This window comes from Dokdonella immobilis (assembly GCF_900115085.1).
In the GTDB taxonomy this organism is placed as follows: Bacteria; Pseudomonadota; Gammaproteobacteria; order Xanthomonadales; family Rhodanobacteraceae; genus Dokdonella; species Dokdonella immobilis.
The window spans coordinates 93,910-113,000 of record NZ_FOVF01000005.1 but is presented as its reverse complement, the minus strand read 5'-3'; the positions used below and the strand labels follow the sequence as shown (position 1 = coordinate 113,000).

Sequence of the window (19,091 nt, the reverse complement as noted above, 5' to 3'; positions counted from 1 at the left end):
AGCGTGGACCGAACCGGAATCGATGCCGGCACGACGGACCGCCGGCCTCGTTCAGGCCCGATGGTAGGGATGTCCGGCGAGGATCGTCGCCGCCCGGTAAAGCTGCTCGACGACGATCAGGCGCACCAGCATGTGCGGCAGGGTCAGCGGCCCGAGCGACCAGCGTTGCTGGCTGCGCTCCAGCGCCGCCGGGGCGTGGCCATCCGGACCACCGATCAGGATCGCCAGGTCCCGCCCCTGCATGCGCCAGCCGGCGAGCTGGGTCGCCAGTTGTTCGCTGCTCCAGGTCTTGCCGGCGCCATCGAGGGCAACCACATGGGTATCGCCGGTCAGCGCCGCGAGTACGGCGGTGCCTTCGTCGGTCACGGCACGCAGCGGGTCCCGGCCCTTGCCACGATTGCCGAGCGGAATCTCGACGAGTTCGATCGGCAGCTCGCGCGAGAGCCGCTTGCGGTATTCGGCGAATCCCTCGGCGACCCATGACGGCATGCGCTCGCCGACCGATATCAGCCGCGTGCGCATGGCCGCTCCTGTTTCAGCCCGCGAGCATTTCCGGGTGATCCTCGTCGCCGACCGTCCATAGGCGCTCGAGTCCGTAGAACTCGCGCGTGCGCGGCAACATGACGTGGACGACGATGTCGCCAAGATCGACCAGCACCCATTCCGCTTCGCGCTGTCCTTCGACGCCGATCGGCGGCAGGCCGATCTTCTTGGCCGAACGCACGACTTCGTCGGCGATCGACTTGACGTGCCGGGTCGAGGTGCCGCTGGTCACGACGATGAGATCGGTCACCGAGGTCTTGCCGCGGACGTCGATTTCGCGGGTATCACGCGCTTTCAGGTCCTCCAGCGCGGTCGTCACCGCGCCATGCAGGCGCGCGTAGACATCCTGCCCGAGGTCGGGCTTGACGCGCTTTCGCGGCGTCTTCGCAGGCGCCTTCTTCGGCGCTGCCCTGGAGGTGGTTTTGCTGGCAGCCTTGGGGGTCCGCTTGCTCGCCGCCGGCATGGCCCGGGCCGGGGACTTGGCCGGCAACCGGGCAGGATCCTTCTTGCTGCCGGTGGCGTTCTTGCGGCTGGCCGTCGCCTTCTTCGCGGCGGTGGTGTTTCCTGCCCGGCGCGGCCGGACGCGTGTTTCGGACGTACTCAAGGTGAAGTCAACCTCGTCTCAGGCGGCGCGCCGGGAACGACGCAGCCGCAGTATAGGGCCAAACCGATGACAGATCCTTGTGCGGCAGTGGGCGCTTTCGGTCGCCGCAGCCCTGCTCAACTCGCAGCAGCGTTTTGAGCTTCCGGCCCCGCTCCGGTCTCGACCGGGCGCGCCGGATCGGCGAGCCAACCGCTCCAGGACGGTGCGAACAGCCGGGAACCCGGCATTCCGGCGTGTTCCATGGCCAGCAGGTTATGGCAGGCGGTAACCCCGGAACCGCACATGTGGACGACCGCCGCCGGTGGATACGGTGCGATCAGCGGGGCAAACTCCGCCGCCAGCTGAGCCGGTGGCTTGAACCGGCCTCCTGCATCGAGGTTGTCGGCAAACGGGCGATTCAATGCCCCGGGCACATGGCCGGCGACGCGATCCAGCGGCTCGACCTCGCCGCGATAGCGCGGCGCACCGCGCGCGTCGAGCAGGCGCAGCGAGGCCTCGGAAAGGCCGGCCTGCAATGCCTCGAAACCGACCAACTGGCTGGCGTCGAAGCGCACCGAGACCTCACCGAACCCGGATGTAGGTGCCACCGACGTGGTCGCCTGGCCGGCCTCACACCAGGCCTGGTAGCCGCCATCGAGGACGCGCACGCTGCGCGCGCCGACCAGGCGCAGCATCCACCACAGGCGGGCCGCCGCCAGGGCACCTCCAGCATCGTCATAGCAGACGACGACCCTCTGCGGATGCCAGCCCCAGGCGGAGAGCACGGCGGAAAACGCCGACTCATCAGGCAGCGGATGGCGGCCGAGACCGCTTTTCGACAGGTCCGAGAGATCGGTGTCGAGGTCGGCGTACAACGCCCCAGGTATGTGCGCCGCCGCATAAGCCACGCGACCGCTCTGTGGCGCATCGAGCGCCTTGCGGCAGTCGATGACCAGTGGATCCGCCTCGACCAGCAATGTGGCCAGTTCTTCGGGCCCGATCAGGGTTCCGGTGTTCATTCGGCGACATCCATCCGGCGCAGCAGGTTCTGCAGGATAGCGGCGGTCGCTCCCCAGATCCGCTTGCCGGCGAACTCGAACTCGAAGATCTCGCGACCACGTCCGTGCCAGAGGATTTCCGAGCGGCGCATGCGACCGGGTTCGAGGATGAAATCCAGCGGCACCTCGAACACTTCGGCCACTTCGCCGGGGTCGGGTGCCAGTTCGAATCCGTCGCGAACGGCGGCTACCACCGGCGTGACCGAGAATCCGGAAACCGTATCCAGGCAGTCCAGGTAGCCGAACGCATCGATGAAGTGTGACCGTATTCCGGTTTCCTCATGGGTCTCGCGCACGGCAGCGGCAATGGCATCGCTGTCGCCGGCCTCGATCGCGCCGCCCGGAAAGCTGATCTGGCCGGCGTGGTGGCGCATCGACTCGTTGCGCCGCGTGAACAGCATGCTCAGCGCAGCGCCGCGACAGACCACGGGCAGCAACACGGCGGCCGGCCGCAGCGGCGGATGCTCGGACCACAATTCGGGAAATTCATGGGCGTTCCAGCCCGGCGGCTGCGGCGGATCGGCGAGCGTGCGCACGGCGCGTCGCAGGCGGGCCAGGTCGGCGTGCTCACTCATGCCTTTTCCGCTTCGCGTTCGGGCAGGACCACGTTCATCACATGTTCGCGCTCGGCAGCGCTCATCGCGAGCCAGCGACCGATCTCGGCAGTGCTGCGCAGGCAGCCGACGCAGTATCCATCGTCGCCGAGTTGGCAGATGCCGATGCAGGGACTGAGAACCGGTTGGGGAAAACTGATCTGCATGCGCGGGTTCGATCCTGTCGGGTGGCAGCGGGCTGCTGTTACATTAGCGGTGATTCGGGTGGCTGGTGGCGGGCATGCTGGGAATGGCGACAAAGGTAGTCAGCGATTATGGCAAGGTCCTGTCCCAGGTCGAACCCGGGGTATACGGTTTGCCCGAAAGCCTGCTGCCGCACACGCGCGAATCGATCCGCTTCGCGATCCTGACCCTGCTCAGGGAACTCGGTCCCGAGCACCCGGAAGTCAAGGAGGGCCTGCGCCAGGGCTACGTCTACCTGGCCCAGTTCGTCGCCGACGAGGACGCCGACACGGTCACTCGCGGCCAGGCCAATTTTGCCGCGAGCTCGCCGGACCCCGATCAGGCCAGTGCCGAGCCGGCCATGCGCATCATCAATCGCATCAAGCTCGACATGGAGCGCGCCCTCGAGGAAATGCGCGACTTCCTCTGATCCGCGCGGCGCACGATGCAAATGCAAACGCCGCGGCAAGCCGCGGCGTTCGCTTCAGGCTCGGGCGACCGATCAGTTCGAATCGATGACCTTGATGTCGAAGACCAGGGCCTGGTTCGGGCCGATCCGCGGTGGCTGGCCACGCTCGCCATAGGCCATATCCGGTGGAACGAAGATCTGCCAGTGGTCGCCGACCTTCATGCGCGACAGCGATTCCTGCCAGCCCTTGATCACTTCGTTGACTTTGAACTTGACCGGCTCGCCACGGGCGAAGGAACTGTCGAACTCGAGACCATCGGAGAGCGAGCCGCGGTAGTGCACGGTGACTTCGCTGGTCGGCCCGACCTTCTTGCCGGTGCCATCCTCGATGACGCGGTACTGCAGGCCGGACGGCAGCGAGACGATGCCCTTCTTGGTCTTGTTCTCGGCCATGAACTGGGCGCTCTTGGCCTTGTTCGCGTTGGCGACCTTGTCGAACTCGGCCTTGGCCTCGGTCATCATCTTGGTCTGGAACGCGGTCAGCGTTTCGCGCATCTGGTCCTCGGGGACGGTCGGATTGCGCTTGGCGTAGGCATCCTGCATGGCCTTGATGACGGTATTGATGTCGACGTCCATCTTGCGATCGGTGAAGTCCTTGCCGATCTGGTAGCCGATCGAATAGGAAAGCTTGCCCTTCTGGGACGTCGTGTCCTGAGCCAGGGCGGCCCCTGTTGCAAACAACGCCACCATGGCGAGTGACAAACCAAATTTCATGCTGCCTCCAGAAGGAATCTGAAACGGATGAGTGAACTTCGCGGGCCCGGCTCGGTGCGCAAACCGACCCAAAAAAGGCCGATCAGTGTACCTGAGCTCTGTCGGAGCTCCAATCGGATCGCGCGGGGCAGTCCAGACAGAGTCCGCCAGGCGGCGAAAGTTCGCCCCCCGGGGTGTTGCTATCATCCGCCAACTTTCTGAATGAATCCGTACCGGGACACTTTCCATGGCCTTCCGCAACCTGCTCATCGGCGATCGTGGCGCCATCCGCACGCTCACCATCAATCGCCCCGACAAGCTCAATGCCCTCGATCGCGAGACCATCAACGAACTCTCCGTTGCGTTCGAGCAGGCCCGCCACGAGGATCATGTCCGTGTCGTCGTTCTGGCCGGTGCCGGCGAGAAGGCCTTCGTCGCCGGCGCCGACATCGCCGAACTGGAAGCGTTCAGCCCGGTCGAGGCGCAGCGGTTCTCGCGGGCCGGCCAACGCATGATGCGCGGCATCGAACTGCTCGGTAAGCCGGTGATCGCCCGGATCCAGGGATTTGCCCTCGGCGGCGGACTCGAACTGGCCATGTGCTGCCACCTGCGCATCGGCAGCGACAAGGCGCGCCTGGGCCTGCCCGAGATCACCCTGGGCCTGTTGCCGGGTTTTGGCGGAACCCAACGCCTGCTGCGTCTGGCCGGTCGCGCCGCCACCCTGGAAATGTGCCTGCTCGGCAAACCGGTCGACGCACAGCGCGCGCTGCAGCTCGGCCTGCTCGGCAAGGTCGTGGAAGGCGAGCGGCTGGACCAGGAGATCGACGCGATCGCCGACCAGCTGGCCGCTTCCGCACCGCATGCCCTCGCCGGCATTCTCGATGCGGTCCTGATCGGCGGCGAATGCGGTGCCGAGGAAGGCATGGACTACGAGAGCAAGGCATTCGCGCTCTGCTGCACGACCGCGGACATGCGCGAGGGAACCCGCGCATTCCTCGAACGCCGCAAACCCCAGTTCACCGGGAAATAGACCGCGCGGCGAGGCGCGTCGCGTACGTCGACGCGCGCGCCGGCATCCCGGCCGAAGGCCTCAGTGCTTGCTGCCGCGGTATTTCTTCTCGCCGGCATGGACCGCTACGGGCATCCGGTTTTCCGGCGGCGCCAGCGGACAGGTCGCATAGGGCGTGAAGGCGCAGGGCGGGTTGTAGGCCTTGTTGAAATCGAGCACGACCTTGCCGTCCTTCGGCATGGCGGAATAGAAGAAGCGCCCGGCACCGTAGGTTTCCTTGCCGCTGGTCTTGTCGGCGAAGATGTAGAACAGCTCGTCCGCATCGTCGGTCTCGAGGACCGGCAGCAGTTCGAAGCTCTTGCCGTCATGTACGAACACGGCCTTGCCCGGCACCGTCATCTTGTCGATCGTGCCGAGCACGTTGGGGATTTCGAGCGTGTGTGGCGGATCGAAGGCGACCCAGCGCGCTTCGATGCGCCACGACGGATCGACCGGGTAATGGTCGAGCCCGAGGAAATGCGTGCGCGTCTCGGCCTTGCTGTCCTTGATCCTCAGCCCCTTCTTGCCACCGGCGCGCTCGACCAGGTAGAAGCGCACGCTGTCGAAGGAAACCGTGGTTGGCTTTTCGTGCGAGTCGTCGAGCATCTCGGCGCTCTCGACGAGCTGGCCGTCGATGAGGGCGCCCGAATCGGCCTTGAGGGTGATGTTGACCTTGTCGCCATCCCAGTCGACCCTGCCGAGATGGTCCGGTACCCCGGCAATCACGATGTCGTTGTCGCTGGCAGCGCCCACCGTGTTGCGGCCTGGCTTGAGCCATTCGAGGCCGACCAGGGAAAGCCATCCGGTCGGAGACTGCAGGCGCTCGAGCCGCCCTGCCCGCCAGGATTCGATTTCCCGCGCGTAATCGTCACCGCTGTCGGCGGCAATCACCTGCGCGCCCGAAAGGCTCGCGGCCATCAGCAAACTCGTCATCAGCATCGGGGGTTTCCTTTTTCGGGGTTGGGCGGGCGCACTCAACGTCCGCGCAGGAACAGGCGATCGAGTTCCTGCAGGGACAACTGCACCCAGGTGGGTCGGCCATGATTGCACTGGCCGGAACGTTCGGTGGTTTCCATCTCGCGCAAGAGTGCGTCCATCTCGGGCAAACTCAAGCGACGGTTGGCCCGGATCGAGCCGTGGCAGGCCATCGTCGAGAGCAGTTCGTTGCCGGCCTCCTCGACCCGTGTGGTCGAGCCATGGGCGGCCAGATCGGCGACCACGTCGCGCACGAGTTGGGCCACATCGCCGCCGGCGAGCAGACTCGGCACGCGCCGCACGGTGATGCCCTGCGGACCGCTGCGGACGATGTCGAAACCCAGTTCGGCGAAGCGCTCGGCCTGCTCCTCGACGATCGCGGCTTCGCGCTCGCTGATCGCGATCGCCATCGGCACCAGCAGCATCTGCGAACGGATGCCCTCGCCCTGCTGGTCACGCTTGAGGCGCTCGTAGGTGATCCGTTCATGGGCGGCGTGCATGTCGACGAGGATCAAACCGTGCGCATTCTGGGCGAGCACGAAGATGCCGTGCAACTGGGCAATGGCGAAACCGAGCGGCGGAATCTGGCCATCGTCGCGCTGCGGGTGGGCGACCGCAGGCGCGCCGGGCGGAGTCGCGTTTGCGGCGGATTCCATATTGCGACCGAGCAGGGCCGCGTAGTCCGCCAGCGGTTCGCCGATGCCGAAGCGGATGCCTGACTGGTTCCTCGCCATCGGCAGCGATATTCGAGCCGCATCCGCGCCACCCGCGGCGATACCCGCATCCGGCATCGGCCCGGCACCGGCCCGGGCTTCGGCAAGCGCCTCGTGCAGGCTGCGATAGAGGAAGTCGTGGACCAACCGCGATTCGCGGAAGCGCACCTCGCTCTTGGCCGGATGCACATTGACGTCGACGCCCTGCGGATCGAGCTCGAGGAACAGCACGAAAGCCGGATGGCGGCCGTGATAGAGCACGTCGGCATAGGCCTGGCGAACCGCATGGGCCACCACGCGATCGCGGACCAGCCGGCCATTGACGTGGAAATACTGCTGATCGGCCTGCGAGCGCGAAGCGGTCGGCAGTCCGACCCAGCCGGAGAGGACCATGCCGGCCCCATCGTGGCCGACGCGCAGGCTGTTGCGCAGGAATTCCTCGCCAAGCACTTCGCTGACCCGGCGCGCGGCTTCGTCCTCCGTGGCGGAAGGCTTGAACAGGCGAACCACCTTGCCGTTGTGGCCGAGCCGGAATTCCACGCCGGGCCGGGCCAGCGCAATCGACTTGACCAGGTCGTCGATGTGGTTGAACTCGGTGCGCTCGGCACGCAGGAACTTGCGCCGTGCCGGCAAGTTGTAGAAAAGATCGCGCACTTCGACACTGGTCCCGATGCCGTGCTGGGCCGGGCGCTGGACATGCGGCTTGCCGCCATCGACTTCGATGCGAAAGGCGCTGTCGGCGGCTGCGGTCCTCGAGGTCAACGCGAAGCGCGAGACCGATGCGATCGATGGCAGGGCCTCGCCGCGGAAACCGAGGGTGCCGACCCGCTCGAGATCCTCGAAGCTGGCTATCTTGCTGGTCGCATGTGCGGAGACCGCGAGCGCAAGATCCTCGGCGTCGATGCCGCCGCCATCGTCGCGGATGCGGATCAGGCGCGATCCGCCCGCCTCGATGTCGATGTCGATGCGTCGGGCGCCGGCATCGAGGCTGTTCTCGACCAGTTCCTTGACCACCGACGCCGGGCGCTCGATGACCTCGCCGGCGGCGATCTGGTTGACCAGTTCGGGAGGTAGTGAATGAATGCGCGACATGCCGATGGCGATCGGAACGGAATCGCGCATGATAGCGGATCGCTTCGCCGCGTCCGCACGCGGGTTGAATTGGATCAGCCCTGCGGAATCTCGAGCACGTCGCCGACGTTGACGCTGTCCTGGATCAGCTTGTTGGCACTGCGCAAGGCCGCCACCGAGGTACCGTGGCGCGCCGCAATCGCGCTGAGCGACTCCCCGCGCGTGACCACGTGCCGACTGGCCCTGGCCCGATTGCTTTCGAGCGCGAACCAGGTGCCCGGCGGCGGGGTCGAGCGGAAATAGTTGCGGATGCCGTCGAGGATCGCTTCGGCGAGCTTGGTCCGCTCGGATGCGCTGTTCAGGCGTCGCTCCTCGGCCGGATTCGAGATGAAGGCGGTCTCGACCAGGATCGACGGCACGTCGGGCGAACGCAGGACGATGAAGTTGGCGCGCTCGACATGATTCTTGTGGGTCGGACCGACCCGGCGCATAGCCGCGTGGACCTGGGAAGCGACGGCATTGCTCGCCTGCATGGTCGCCCCCTGCGAGAGGTCGAGCAGCACGGCGGCCAGGGTATCGTCGCGCGTGTCGAGGGAAACGCCGCCGACCAGATCCGCGCGATTCTCGCTGTCGGCCAGCCAGCGTGCCGCTTCACTGGTCGCGCCGCGCGGCGACAGCACCCAGACCGAACTACCGCGCGCCTCGCTCTTGGTGAACGCATCGGCATGGATCGAGACGAACAGGTCGGCCTTGGCGTCACGCGCTTTCTGGTAGCGCTGCTCGAGCGGGATGAAGAAGTCGCTGTCCCGGGTCAGAATCGCGCTCATGCCCGGCTCCTTGTCGATCACGCGCTTGAGTTCGCGTGCGACGGCCAGCGTGATCACCTTCTCGTGGGAGCCGGTGGCGCCGATCGAACCGGGATCCTCGCCGCCGTGGCCGGCGTCGACGGTGACGATGACATTGCGCGACGTTCCGGGCGGAAGCAGCTTGGCCACGGTCTTGACCGGTTCGGCGCGCGTCTTCGGATACAGATCGAGGACGAGCCGATAGCCGAATTTTTCGGCGGGCGGCAACAGGAAGCTCTTTGGACGTACGCCTTCGCCGAGGTCGAAGACCACGCGCAGGTCCTCCTTGCCCTGGCGGCCGCTGCGTACCGCCTTGAGCAGGCCATTGGCCTCGGCGGCGCTGTAGTCGCCGGAAAAGGTGCTCGACTTGATATCGAGAACCAGACGTTCCGGATCGGCCAGGTCGAACAGGCGGTAGTCGAGCGGCCCCGAAACATCGAACACGGCGCGCGTGTATTCGGCGCCGGCCCAGATGCGCAGGGCCTTGATTTCAGCGGCCCGCACCGGCGAAACGAGGGCAATGGCCCATGCCAGCACGAGGGCAAACCGGGTCAGATTGGGCAAGGGCCTCTCCATGGAAGCGCATTCAAGCGCAAAACCGCCATGAAGTTCAAGTCTTTTCCTTTTCAAATCCGCAATATGCGTGACATTCCTAAGCGATCGATCAAGAAATGCCGCCGTCGCCGGCCGGGTCGGTTTGCAATGCGCGAAGGGCCCGCTGTCCGATGCTGCCGTGTGCGGCGACCCGCAAGTCGCGCTTCTCGCCGGCATGTCGCAGTTCGATTTCGAGGTCGGCAGGCGGCAATCCGGACAAACCACGATCAGGCCATTCGACGACGACCAGGCTCGGGCCATAGACCAGATCCGCCAGGCCGAGCCACTCCAGTTCATCGGCCCCGGCGATCCGGTAGAGATCCAGATGGTGCACGCGCAGATCGCCGCTTCGATACGACTCGATCAGGCTGTACGTCGGGCTCTTGACCCGCTCACCGACGTCGAGCGCCTGCAGCAGCGCGCGCGCCAAGGTGGTCTTGCCGGCGCCCAGATCACCACGCAGGTAGACCACGCCGCCACCGGCCAGCGGCGCAGCGATGCGGCGAGCCATGCCGGTCAATTCCCGCTCGTCGATCCCGTTCGCTTCGAAAACCGCGCTCACGAGGGACTGCCATTGACGACATCACGCAAGGCCTCGAACAGGTCGCTGGCGATCATTCCGCGCGGTCTCGGGCCGGCCGCCCGATCGCCCGCGCGGGCGTGCACCAGGGTGCCGAGACAGGCCGCATCCCAGGCCCCGAGCCCCTGCGCGAGCAAGCCGGCGACAACGCCGGTCAACACGTCCCCCATGCCGGCACTGGCCATGCCCGGATTGCCGAACGGGCACAAGGCGATTCGCCCATCGGCAGCGGCAACCAGGCTGCCGGCCCCCTTCAGCACGACCACGCAGGCGTAGCGCGAAGCGAGCGCACGGGCGGCGGCGAAGCGATCGGCCTGGATCGCCGCCGTGTCGCAACCGAGCAGGCGGGCGGCTTCGCCCGGATGCGGCGTCAGCACCGTCGTGGCGGGAAGCGGCAGCGGTTGCCGGGCCAGCAGATTGAGCCCATCGGCATCGAGCACGAGCGGCAAACCGGCGCGCAAGGCCTTGTCCCAGAGCGCGTGACCCCAGGCTCCCTGGCCGAGGCCCGGTCCGACGGCGAGCACGCTGGCACGAGCGAGCATGGCCTCGGTCGATTGCGGCCCGTCGGCCGCCATCGCCATCAGCTCGGGGCGATCGCCGACGACTGCGCCGATGTGTTGCGCCCGCGTGGCGATGCTGACCAGGCCGGCGCCGACACGCAGCGCAGCCTCACCGGCAAGGCGGACCGAGCCCGGCATGCCGATATCGCCACCGATGATCAGGACGTGGCCGAAACGCCCTTTGTTGACATTGCGTATTCGTGGAGGAAGTACGTTTGCGAATCCCGCTTCGAGCAGTTCGCAATCGGGCCCGATGCCGGCGCAGACCGGATCCGGGATGCCGAGCAAATCGAGTTCGAGCTGTCCGCAGCAATCAACGCCATCCGCCGTGAACAAGCCGCGCTTCCAGCCGACGAAACTCACCGTGGCATCGGCGCGCAGCACCGGCCCCGGCGCGGTTCCGTTGTCCGCGTCGAGACCGGACGGCACGTCGAGCGCGAGGCGTCCACCGCGGAACGCGTTCATGGCCTCGATCAGGTGCGCCGCGACGCCCTCGGGCGCGCGCGCGATGCCGGTACCGAACAGTCCATCGACGAGCACGTCGGCGTCGGGCAGCCGGGTCTGCATGTCGGCGACCGTGATGCGACCACCCTCACGGATCCAGGCGTCACGCGCCGCCGCGGCATCACCACCCGATCGCTCGCCGAGCGCGACCAGCTGCACCTGCCACTGCGCTTCGCGCGCCAGTCGCGCAAGCAGGAAGGCATCACCGCCATTGTTGCCGCTGCCGGCGATCACCGTCAGAGTGCGCGCCTGCGGCCAGATCCGGCGCAGTGCAGCAAACGCCGCGGTCGCGGCGCGTTGCATGAGCTCGGTTCCCGGCAGGCCGCCTTCGCGGATGGCGGCTTGGTCGATGCGCCGCACCTGTTCGACCGTATACAGATTCGTGCTGCGCGAGGACGTGGGCATGTTCCGATTATATCGGGGGAGGCTCTATGCTTGTCGGCCCGTTCAACGCCCTTGGCAGGTGCATCCCGGCCCATGTCCGCCGTCGACTTCTACAATCTTCTGCCCGAGCTGCACGAGTGGGCCGCCGCCCTCGGCTTCCAGCAGCTTGGAGTCGCCGGGGTCGAACTCGGTGAGGATGAAACGCATTTGCTGAACTGGCTGCGGCAGGGGCGGCACGGCGAGATGGACTACATGGCGAGTCATGGCAGCAAGCGCAGCCGTCCGCAAGAACTCGTACCCGGCACGCTGCGCGTGATTTCCGTGCGCATGGATTATCTTCCCAGCCAGGCCAGGCCCGGTTTCGACGTCCTCGCGGACCCGCAGCGCGCCTACGTGGCCCGCTACGCGCTCGGCCGCGACTATCACAAGCTCATGCGCACGCGCCTGCAGAAGCTTGCCAACCGCATCGGCGAGCGCGTCGGACCGTTCGGTTACCGCGCCTTCGTCGACTCGGCGCCAGTGCTGGAACGGGCGCTTGCCCGCGATGCGGGCCTCGGCTGGATCGGCAAGCACAGTTGCCTGATCAACCGTGATGCCGGCTCGTGGTTCTTTCTCGGCGAGCTCTACACCGACCTGCCGTTGCCGCTTGATACACCGGCCAGCGCCCATTGCGGGACCTGCCGGCGCTGCCTCGACATCTGCCCGACCCAGGCCATCGTCGCTCCCTACGAGGTCGATGCGAGGCGCTGCATTGCCTACCTGACCATCGAATTGCGCGGGCCGATTCCGCTCGAACTGCGAAGGGCCATGGGCAACCGCGTGTTCGGTTGCGACGACTGCCAGTTGGTCTGCCCATGGAACAAGTTCGCCACGCCGAGTCCCGAGGCCGATTTCAGGCCCCGGCACGGCCTCGACGATGCCGCCCTGATCGGCTTGTTCGAATGGGACGAAGCGGAGTTCCTCCAGCGCACCGAGGGCTCGCCGATCCGGCGCACCGGTCATGTCGGCTGGCTGCGAAATATCGCCGTGGCGCTCGGCAACGCGCCCTACTCGGCAGCGACCGTGAACGCCCTCGAGCGACGACAGCAGCATCCCGCGGAGATCGTTCGTGAACACGTGGCCTGGGCCTTGGCCGAACAGGCGGACAAGCGTGCTGCGGCGTCCCGGCCTGGCTGACGGCAAGGCGACTTCGGTACTGACACCGAAGCCGATTTGGCGCTCCGCTCGGGCAACACCGGGCTTTGTTGCACAAACACAACAGCAGAAAAGCAAGCCGGGCCGACATCCCGCTGCGCGGATGCGACCGGCGACCGGCCCGCACCGGCCCTCGCGGCAGGTGAGCAGGCTCAGCGAGCACGACTCATAACCTTTTGTTAATGAATGTCTTTCCGGGAAATCGTGCGAGATCGACTGCGATCAGAGGGCAAAAAAAACCCTCGCAGCGTTGTCCGCGCGAGGGTTCAATTGGAGTGACGACTACCTGCAATGCGCCCTGGTGGCCACGAGGTTGCAACTGAACGCGTTGCGAAAACCCCGAGGACGGTTGTAACGGTACCACAACTCGTTGCGAAGTGCCATACAGGTCACACAAGAAGTCGCCTCGGGACGAAAACCACTTGCCGGAGTGGCTTGGACCTGCCCACCCGCGCAGACTGGGGCGGCGTAACCCGGATCGCAGCCCCGGACTTCGCGGCTGCTCAGTCGTCGAACTGCAGGTTGTCGATCAGGCGCACGCTGCCGAGACGCGCAGCGATCAGCGCCACCAGGCCCGAGACCTGTCCCGGCGCAGGGGCGCCGAGATCCTCGCTGCGCCGAACCACGGCATAGTCCGGCTGCAGGCCGGACTCGGCGAGCCGGTCGCGGGCCGCGCCTTCGGTCTCCGCCCGCGTTTGTCCATCGCCCCGCCAACGATCGCGCATCCACAGCAGGGTCTGGTGGATGACCGAGGCCTGCTCGCGTTGTCGCGCGTCGAGGAACTGGTTGCGCGAACTCATGGCCAGGCCATTGGGCTCGCGAACGATCGGCGCGCCGAGGATCTCGATCGGGAACGCGAGGTCGGCCGTCATCCTGCGCACGACCAGCAGTTGCTGGAAATCCTTGCTGCCGAACACCGCAAGATCCGGCTGGACAAGGTTGAACAGCTTGGCCACCACGGTCGCCACGCCATCAAAATGGCCCGGTCGACTGGCCCCCTCGAGGATGTCTCCCAGCTGCGCCACGCGGACCCGGACGCCCTGCTCGGCACCGAACGGATAGATCGCATCGACATCGGGCAGGAACAGCGCATCGCAGCCGTGCGCTTGGAGACCGGCCGCATCCGCCTCCGGTGTGCGCGGATAGCGCGCGAAGTCCTCACCGACGCCGAATTGGGTCGGATTCACGAACACGCTTGCGACGACGACATCGCAGCGTTTCCGCGCGAGGTCGATCAGCGAATGGTGCCCGGCGTGCAGGTTGCCCATGGTCGGCACGAAGCCGATGCGCTGGTTGCTCTGGCGCTGCCCGGCTATCCAGGCGCGAAGGTCGTCCGGTTTGCGGAAGAGTTGCATGGGCGCCTCAGTAGGAATGTTCGGGCCCGGGGAAGGTCGACTGGCGCACGGCCTGAACATAGGCGACCAGCGCCGCATCGATCGAATCGTGGCCGCGCAGGAAATCCTTGCTGAAGCGGGGTCGTCGACCCGGCGTGATGCCGAGCAGGTCATAGAGCACGAGAACCTGGCCGTCGCACCCCGGACCTGCACCGATACCGATGGTCGGGATCGCGATCTCGCGCGTGATCTGTTCGGCCAGGGCCGTCGGCACGCACTCGAGGACCAGCATCTGCGCGCCGGCGCCGGCCACGGCGTGGGCGTCGGCAAGCAGTCGCGCAGCGTCCGCCGGCAGCTTGCCCTGGACCTTGTAGCCGCCGAGCCTGTGCACCGACTGCGGGGTCAGGCCCAGATGCGCGCAAACCGGAATGTCGCGGACCACGAGGGCCTCGATGACTTCGAGCGTCCATGCGCCGCCTTCGAGCTTGACCATCGAAGCGCCACCCTCGGCAATCAGGCGCGTGGCCGAGGCCATGGCGGTCGCCACATCGCGGTAACTCATGAATGGCATGTCGGCGACCAGCAGGGGCGCGCGCATGCCGCGGGCCACGGCGGCGGTGTGATAGACCATGTCGTCGACGGACACCGGCAAGGTGCTGGCCAGCCCCTGGATCACCATGCCGAGCGAATCGCCGACCAGGACGACGTCGACACCGGCCGCATCGAGATGCGCGGCGAAACTCGCGTCGTAACAGGTCAGGGCGACGATCTTGTCGCCGCCGGGCTTGCGCTGCTGCAAGGCGGGAACGGTGATCGGCGCGCGATCGGGGGCGCTGGTCGAATTCGAATACATCGGATCGGGAATGTCTGGGCCGGCGCGCAAGGCCCGGCGGGTGGTCGAGGTCCAGGCGCTATCCTAACCCGGCTCGGGCGGACCGATCAGCATCGCTGGCCTGCATTGGGCCCGAGCGCGTCGACGAAGTGCGGTTTGCCACGCCGGCCAGTCAATCGAGCCGCGTGCAGCCCGTCGCATCGATCCGCTCGAGCAGCCGGGCCGGCGTGCCAATCCCCGGAATATCCAGCGCCGGGGCCAACTCGGCCAGGGGCAGCAGCACGAAGGCGCGTTCGGCCATGCGCGGATGCGGTATGACCAAGCCGTCCTCGTCGATGCGGCGGTCTCCGTAGAGCAGCAGGTCGAGATCGATCGAACGCGGTCCCCAGCGCGGTCCGGCGCGCCTCCGCCCTGCCCGACTTTCGATATCGAGCAAGCCGCCGAGCAGTTCGCGCGCCGACAGCCGCGTTTCGAGTTCGGCGACGGCATTGAGAAAATCGGGCTGCTCGGCCAGGCCCCAGGGTGGGGTCCGATAGACGCCAGAGCGTCGCAGCAGTCGCGTGTCGCGCAAGGCCGAAAGGCCATGGAATGCGGATTGCAATTGCCGCGCGGGGTCTTCCTGGTTGCTGCCAAGCCCGATGTAGGCGATGACCGCACTCACTCCGATGCGGACTCCGCGGAAGCGTCCGATGAATCCGCTCCTCCACGCTTGCGCCGGCGCCGGCGCGGCCGCTTGCGCTTCGTTCCGGGCTCGGAATCGGCGTGCGCGACCGGGGCCGTCGCGAGCCGTTCGGTCAGGTGCTGCGAATCCAGCGCCTGGGCTTCGGTCCACCACTCGACCTGCGCCTTGAGCTCGGGCTCATCGTGGGAACGGATCACGAGGAAATCGTAGGCGGCGCGGAACTTCGGATGCGCGAGCAGGCGCATCACGCGCTTCTTCTGGCGCTGCTCGAAGCGTGGCTGCAACGACCAGATCTCCTCCATGGCGATCGCGAACCGCTTCGGAATCGCGATCCGTGCCGCCTGCTGGTGCATGACCCGGTCGACCGCTGCGGTCCAGGCCACTGATGCATCGGTGCCATCGGCAATCAGGCGATCGGCCAGGCTGCGCACGGGCTCCCATAGCATCGCCGCGAACAGGAAGGCCGGAGTCACCGGCTTGTCGCTGCGGATGCGTTCGTCGGTACTGGTGAAGGTGTAGCCGAGCAGGCGTCCGAAGCGCGCGCTTTCGGGACCGGCCAGTGCGCCCGCCGTGGCCGGAAAGATCTGCCCGAGCAGGCCGAGGTTGTGCAGGCGGCGCAGGCTCTCGAGGCCGTGCCCGGAGAGAAACAGCTTGAGCGACTCGTCGAACAGCCGCGCCGGCGCGACGTCGGCCAGCAGCGGCGCCAGTTCGGCGATCGGCGCCTCGGTTTCCGCGGCAAGCGTGAAATCGAGCTTGGCCGCGAGACGCGCCGCCCTGAGCATGCGCACCGGATCTTCGCGATAACGCTGTTCCGGGTCACCGATCAGGCGCATCGTGCGCTGCTGCAGATCGGCGATACCGCCGACGTAGTCGCGCACGCTGAAGTCGGCGATGTCGTAGTAGAGCGCGTTGATCGTGAAATCGCGGCGAATCGCATCCTCCTCGATGCTGCCGTAGACGTTATCGCGAACGATACGTCCGTCGACCACGTGGCGGTCGCTGTCGCCGACTTCCCCGATGCCGCGGAAGGTCGCCACCTCGACGATTTCACGGCCGAATACGACATGGGCGAGGCGAAAACGACGGCCGATCAGCCGGCAGTTGCGAAACAGCGCCCGGGTCTGTTCCGGCGTCGCATCGGTGGCGATGTCGAAGTCCTTCGGGTGGCCGCCGAGGAGCAGGTCGCGCACCGCTCCGCCGACGAGGAACGCCTTGTATCCGGCTTCGTGCAACCGGTACAGGACGCGCAGCGCGCCATTGGAAATGTTCTTGCGCGAAATACCATGTTCGGCGCGGGGAATGATGCGCGGAACGAGTTTCGAGGGGTCGGAATCGGCTTCCAGTGCAGACGATGCGGTCCGGTTCATTCAGTGATCACAATAGGGTTCAAAGGCATCGCTCGGCAATTGTAGCCAGTTAGGAATTCGTTATACTACGCGCCCCGTGCGGTTTGTCCCAAACACCGCTCCCTTCGTCTAGTGGTCCAGGACACCGCCCTCTCAAGGCGGGAACACGAGTTCGAACCTCGTAGGGAGCGCCAAACCGGGCGCGAACGCCCCGAAATACGGGAGTCCGGCGGCCCCGGCAACGGGCCGCGCATTCCAGAAAAACGGCCCGACCCATGCCCTTCGTCGTCACCGAAAACTGCATCAAGTGCAAATACACCGACTGCGTCGAGGTCTGCCCGGTCGACTGCTTTCACGAAGGGCCGAACTTCCTCGTCATCGATCCGGAAGAGTGCATCGACTGCACCCTTTGCGAACCGGAGTGTCCGATCTCCGCGATCTATCCCGAGGATGACGTGCCCGCCGGACAGGAAGCCTTCATCCAGCTCAACGCCGATCTCTCGCAGCTCTGGCCGGTGCTGACCGAGCGCAAGGATGCACCGGAAGATGCCAAGGAATGGGAAGGCAAGCCGGACAAGCTCAAGCTTCTGGAACGCTGATCCCCGCTACCCACGGCGCCAGGCCGTGGCCGGACAGATTGGCCCGGCAGCGGGCGGCGTGACTGCAAGGGCGTGACTGCAAGCAGGGCACGATCGATCACCCCGCTGATTCAGTTCATGCGCTGGCGCAAGGTGTCCAGCACCTGCCGCGCGGCGTTGATATCCGAAGCGGTCGACGCACCTTCGATGATGACCGAACTCGCACCATCGGTGCCGCCGACGCGCACGCGCAGGTTGACCGGCGTCGAGACCTTCTTGTCGCGCGCCATGCCGAGCGTCACGGCGCGCTTGAACCAGCCCGGAGACTGCGTGGTCACGCCCGTGGTGCGAATGTCGTAGCTGCGCGTGGCTTCGTCGCTGGACTGGACCGTGGCCACCCCCGACCGCTCGAGGGCCAGGCCGACCCGTCGCCAGGTGTTTGCAAGCGTATCCGCGACCTGCAGCCCGTCGCCGCCGGCAGTGGCGGCGGCCGCCAGCGGCGGTGCCGCGTTGGGCGTGATGACCGCATCAGGCGCGCTGGCATCGACAGGCCCGGCGACGTTCGCCGCACTCGGTTCGGGAATGACCAGGGTACCGCTCCGGTTCGGCGCATCGAGGTCCGGTGGCACTTCGAGCGGCCGGGCTTGCGTGCTGTTCCGGTAGACATCGTCCTTGCCGGCGCCGAACTTGGAGCGGATGTAACTGCAGCCGCCCAGCAGGGTCAGCGCGGCAATGGCGCCGAAAGCTATGGAAATCGTTCTGTTCACTTTCTTGGTTCCGTAGTCATGGAATCGGATCAGGCATGCGCCTGCGCCGATTGGATCAAGCCGAGCTCGAAAAGCACGCGTTTGCCTTGCGCATGATACGCCGCGCTCAGCGGGACCAGCGGAAGTCGCAGGTGATTGGCGCAGAATCCCAGTTGCTCGAGACACCACTTGACCGGAATCGGATTCGGCTCCACGCCGAGCAGGTCGTACAAGCCCTGCAAGGCGCGATCGGCATTCGCTGCGTCCTCGCCCCGCCCGTCGGCAGCAGCGAGGCACAAGCCCTGCATGGCCGCCGGCGCGACATTGGCAGCCACCGAGATGACGCCGTCCGCGCCAGCGGCAATGGCGCGTGCGCAGGTCGGGTCGTCGCCCGAAAAAATACAGAAATCCGCGGACTTCAGGGCCAGCAGATCGTTCATGCGCTCGGCCTCGGGACGCGCTTCCTTGATGCCGATGACGCCCGGATGGGTGCACAGGCGAGCCACCGTAACCGGCAACAGGTCGCAAGCGGAGCGCGACGGCACATTGTAGAGCATCACCGGCAGGCCACCCTTCTCGGCCACTTCGACATAGTGGCGATAGAGGCCATCCTGGGTCGGTCGAACATAGGCCGGCGTTACGACCAGGGCCGCGTCGGCGCCAGCAGCAGCGGCGAGACGGGTCTGGGCGATGGTCTTTCGCGTCGATTGCATCCCGGTACCGGCCAGCACCGGCACGCGACCGGCAACCTTGCGCACCGCGAACCCGACCAGTTCGGAAAATTCCTCGCCCTCGAGCGCCGCGCCTTCGCCGGTCGAGCCAGCAATGACGAGACCGCGCGTACCAGCCTGCAGCTGGTGCTCGATCAATCGACCCATGGCTTCGAGGTCAAGCGCGTCTTCGGCGACCCCAAACGGCGTCGCCACGGCGCATATGCTTCCGGATAGGTTCAAGATGGATTGGGCGCGCACGTGCGGAACGCA

General features: G+C 66.4%; 21 protein-coding genes and 1 tRNA gene. 5 read left to right on the top strand and 17 right to left on the bottom strand.

The window, feature by feature from the left end; genetic code table 11:
* Positions 1-51: 51 nt before the first annotated feature.
* The 5 genes from rlmH to BM125_RS20575 all read right to left on the bottom strand — a co-directional run bounded on the left by rlmH (position 52) and on the right by BM125_RS20575 (position 2,944).
* Positions 52-522 carry a 23S rRNA (pseudouridine(1915)-N(3))-methyltransferase RlmH gene (gene rlmH, locus BM125_RS05705; protein ID WP_092405790.1) on the bottom strand — a complete coding sequence of 157 codons (471 nt, stop codon included), beginning with the start codon at positions 520-522 and terminating at the stop codon, positions 52-54.
* 13 nt (positions 523-535) lie between these two features.
* Positions 536-874, bottom strand: coding sequence for a ribosome silencing factor (rsfS, locus tag BM125_RS05700; RefSeq protein WP_245778814.1), 339 nt, complete (start codon positions 872-874; stop codon positions 536-538).
* A 389-nt stretch (positions 875-1,263) separates the two neighbouring features.
* The gene (locus tag BM125_RS05695; protein ID WP_092405788.1) at positions 1,264-2,145 is read right to left on the bottom strand and encodes a sulfurtransferase; all 882 of its coding nucleotides are present in this window, start codon (positions 2,143-2,145) and stop codon (positions 1,264-1,266) included.
* A complete protein-coding gene (locus tag BM125_RS05690) occupies positions 2,142-2,759 on the bottom strand; it encodes a CoA pyrophosphatase (RefSeq protein WP_245778811.1) in 618 nt (205 codons plus the stop codon). Before BM125_RS05690 ends, BM125_RS05695 begins: the two co-directional genes overlap by 4 nt.
* The gene (locus tag BM125_RS20575; RefSeq protein ID WP_245778810.1) at positions 2,756-2,944 is read right to left on the bottom strand and encodes a DUF1289 domain-containing protein; all 189 of its coding nucleotides are present in this window, start codon (positions 2,942-2,944) and stop codon (positions 2,756-2,758) included. The genes BM125_RS05690 and BM125_RS20575 overlap by 4 nt, the downstream gene beginning before the upstream one ends.
* An 83-nt stretch (positions 2,945-3,027) precedes the next feature.
* Between BM125_RS20575 and BM125_RS05685 the strand changes: the two genes are divergently transcribed.
* Entirely contained in the window at positions 3,028-3,390 is a 363-nt protein-coding gene (locus BM125_RS05685) for a hypothetical protein (protein ID WP_092405786.1), read from the top strand.
* A 72-nt stretch (positions 3,391-3,462) separates the two neighbouring features.
* Here BM125_RS05685 and bamJ read toward each other — a convergent pair whose 3' ends face one another.
* Positions 3,463-4,143 (bottom strand): BamJ family beta-barrel-assembly machinery protein, encoded by a 681-nt coding sequence (bamJ, locus tag BM125_RS05680; protein WP_092405784.1) that lies wholly within the window; start codon positions 4,141-4,143, stop codon positions 3,463-3,465.
* A gap of 226 nt (positions 4,144-4,369) precedes the next feature.
* On the opposite strand from bamJ, the gene BM125_RS05675 reads away from it, so the two are divergent.
* Positions 4,370-5,152: an enoyl-CoA hydratase/isomerase family protein gene (locus tag BM125_RS05675; RefSeq protein WP_092405782.1), complete on the top strand. Its 783-nt coding sequence runs from the start codon at positions 4,370-4,372 to the stop codon at positions 5,150-5,152.
* 60 nt (positions 5,153-5,212) lie between these two features.
* Here the strand turns inward: BM125_RS05675 and BM125_RS05670 are convergent, their stop codons facing one another.
* The 5 genes from BM125_RS05670 to BM125_RS05650 form a co-directional block, all read right to left on the bottom strand.
* Positions 5,213-6,109, bottom strand: a complete 897-nt coding sequence (locus tag BM125_RS05670; RefSeq protein ID WP_092405780.1) for a DUF1684 domain-containing protein — start codon at positions 6,107-6,109, stop codon at positions 5,213-5,215.
* Between the two features lie 35 nt (positions 6,110-6,144).
* Positions 6,145-7,950 (bottom strand): DNA mismatch repair endonuclease MutL, encoded by a 1,806-nt coding sequence (mutL, locus tag BM125_RS05665; protein ID WP_092406029.1) that lies wholly within the window; start codon positions 7,948-7,950, stop codon positions 6,145-6,147.
* 74 nt (positions 7,951-8,024) lie between these two features.
* Positions 8,025-9,338: an N-acetylmuramoyl-L-alanine amidase gene (locus tag BM125_RS05660; RefSeq protein WP_245778809.1), complete on the bottom strand. Its 1,314-nt coding sequence runs from the start codon at positions 9,336-9,338 to the stop codon at positions 8,025-8,027.
* A gap of 100 nt (positions 9,339-9,438) precedes the next feature.
* Positions 9,439-9,930: a tRNA (adenosine(37)-N6)-threonylcarbamoyltransferase complex ATPase subunit type 1 TsaE gene (gene tsaE, locus BM125_RS05655; protein WP_245778808.1), complete on the bottom strand. Its 492-nt coding sequence runs from the start codon at positions 9,928-9,930 to the stop codon at positions 9,439-9,441.
* Positions 9,927-11,417, bottom strand: a complete 1,491-nt coding sequence (locus tag BM125_RS05650; protein ID WP_092405778.1) for an NAD(P)H-hydrate dehydratase — start codon at positions 11,415-11,417, stop codon at positions 9,927-9,929. Before BM125_RS05650 ends, tsaE begins: the two co-directional genes overlap by 4 nt.
* A gap of 72 nt (positions 11,418-11,489) precedes the next feature.
* On the opposite strand from BM125_RS05650, the gene queG reads away from it, so the two are divergent.
* Positions 11,490-12,572 (top strand): tRNA epoxyqueuosine(34) reductase QueG, encoded by a 1,083-nt coding sequence (gene queG, locus BM125_RS05645; RefSeq protein ID WP_092405776.1) that lies wholly within the window; start codon positions 11,490-11,492, stop codon positions 12,570-12,572.
* A 521-nt stretch (positions 12,573-13,093) separates the two neighbouring features.
* On the opposite strand, the gene panC is transcribed toward queG, so the two are convergent.
* The 4 genes from panC to pcnB form a co-directional block, all read right to left on the bottom strand.
* Entirely contained in the window at positions 13,094-13,945 is an 852-nt protein-coding gene (panC, locus tag BM125_RS05640; RefSeq protein ID WP_092405774.1) for a pantoate--beta-alanine ligase, read from the bottom strand.
* A gap of 7 nt (positions 13,946-13,952) precedes the next feature.
* The gene (panB, locus tag BM125_RS05635; protein ID WP_092405772.1) at positions 13,953-14,777 is read right to left on the bottom strand and encodes a 3-methyl-2-oxobutanoate hydroxymethyltransferase; all 825 of its coding nucleotides are present in this window, start codon (positions 14,775-14,777) and stop codon (positions 13,953-13,955) included.
* 151 nt (positions 14,778-14,928) lie between these two features.
* Entirely contained in the window at positions 14,929-15,417 is a 489-nt protein-coding gene (gene folK, locus BM125_RS05630; protein WP_092405770.1) for a 2-amino-4-hydroxy-6-hydroxymethyldihydropteridine diphosphokinase, read from the bottom strand.
* Entirely contained in the window at positions 15,414-16,805 is a 1,392-nt protein-coding gene (pcnB, locus tag BM125_RS05625) for a polynucleotide adenylyltransferase PcnB (protein ID WP_092405768.1), read from the bottom strand. The genes folK and pcnB overlap by 4 nt, the downstream gene beginning before the upstream one ends.
* A gap of 97 nt (positions 16,806-16,902) precedes the next feature.
* Between pcnB and BM125_RS05620 the strand changes: the two genes are divergently transcribed.
* Both BM125_RS05620 and fdxA read left to right on the top strand, forming a co-directional pair.
* A tRNA-Glu gene (locus BM125_RS05620) sits at positions 16,903-16,978 on the top strand.
* A gap of 81 nt (positions 16,979-17,059) precedes the next feature.
* Complete coding sequence (gene fdxA / locus BM125_RS05615) at positions 17,060-17,383, top strand: ferredoxin FdxA (protein WP_092405766.1); 324 nt, start codon at positions 17,060-17,062, stop codon at positions 17,381-17,383.
* A 110-nt stretch (positions 17,384-17,493) separates the two neighbouring features.
* On the opposite strand, the gene BM125_RS05610 is transcribed toward fdxA, so the two are convergent.
* Both BM125_RS05610 and dapA read right to left on the bottom strand, forming a co-directional pair.
* Positions 17,494-18,129 (bottom strand): hypothetical protein, encoded by a 636-nt coding sequence (locus tag BM125_RS05610; protein ID WP_092405764.1) that lies wholly within the window; start codon positions 18,127-18,129, stop codon positions 17,494-17,496.
* Positions 18,130-18,158: 29 nt separating this feature from the next.
* The gene (dapA, locus tag BM125_RS05605; RefSeq protein ID WP_092406023.1) at positions 18,159-19,061 is read right to left on the bottom strand and encodes a 4-hydroxy-tetrahydrodipicolinate synthase; all 903 of its coding nucleotides are present in this window, start codon (positions 19,059-19,061) and stop codon (positions 18,159-18,161) included.
* Positions 19,062-19,091 lie beyond the last annotated feature (30 nt).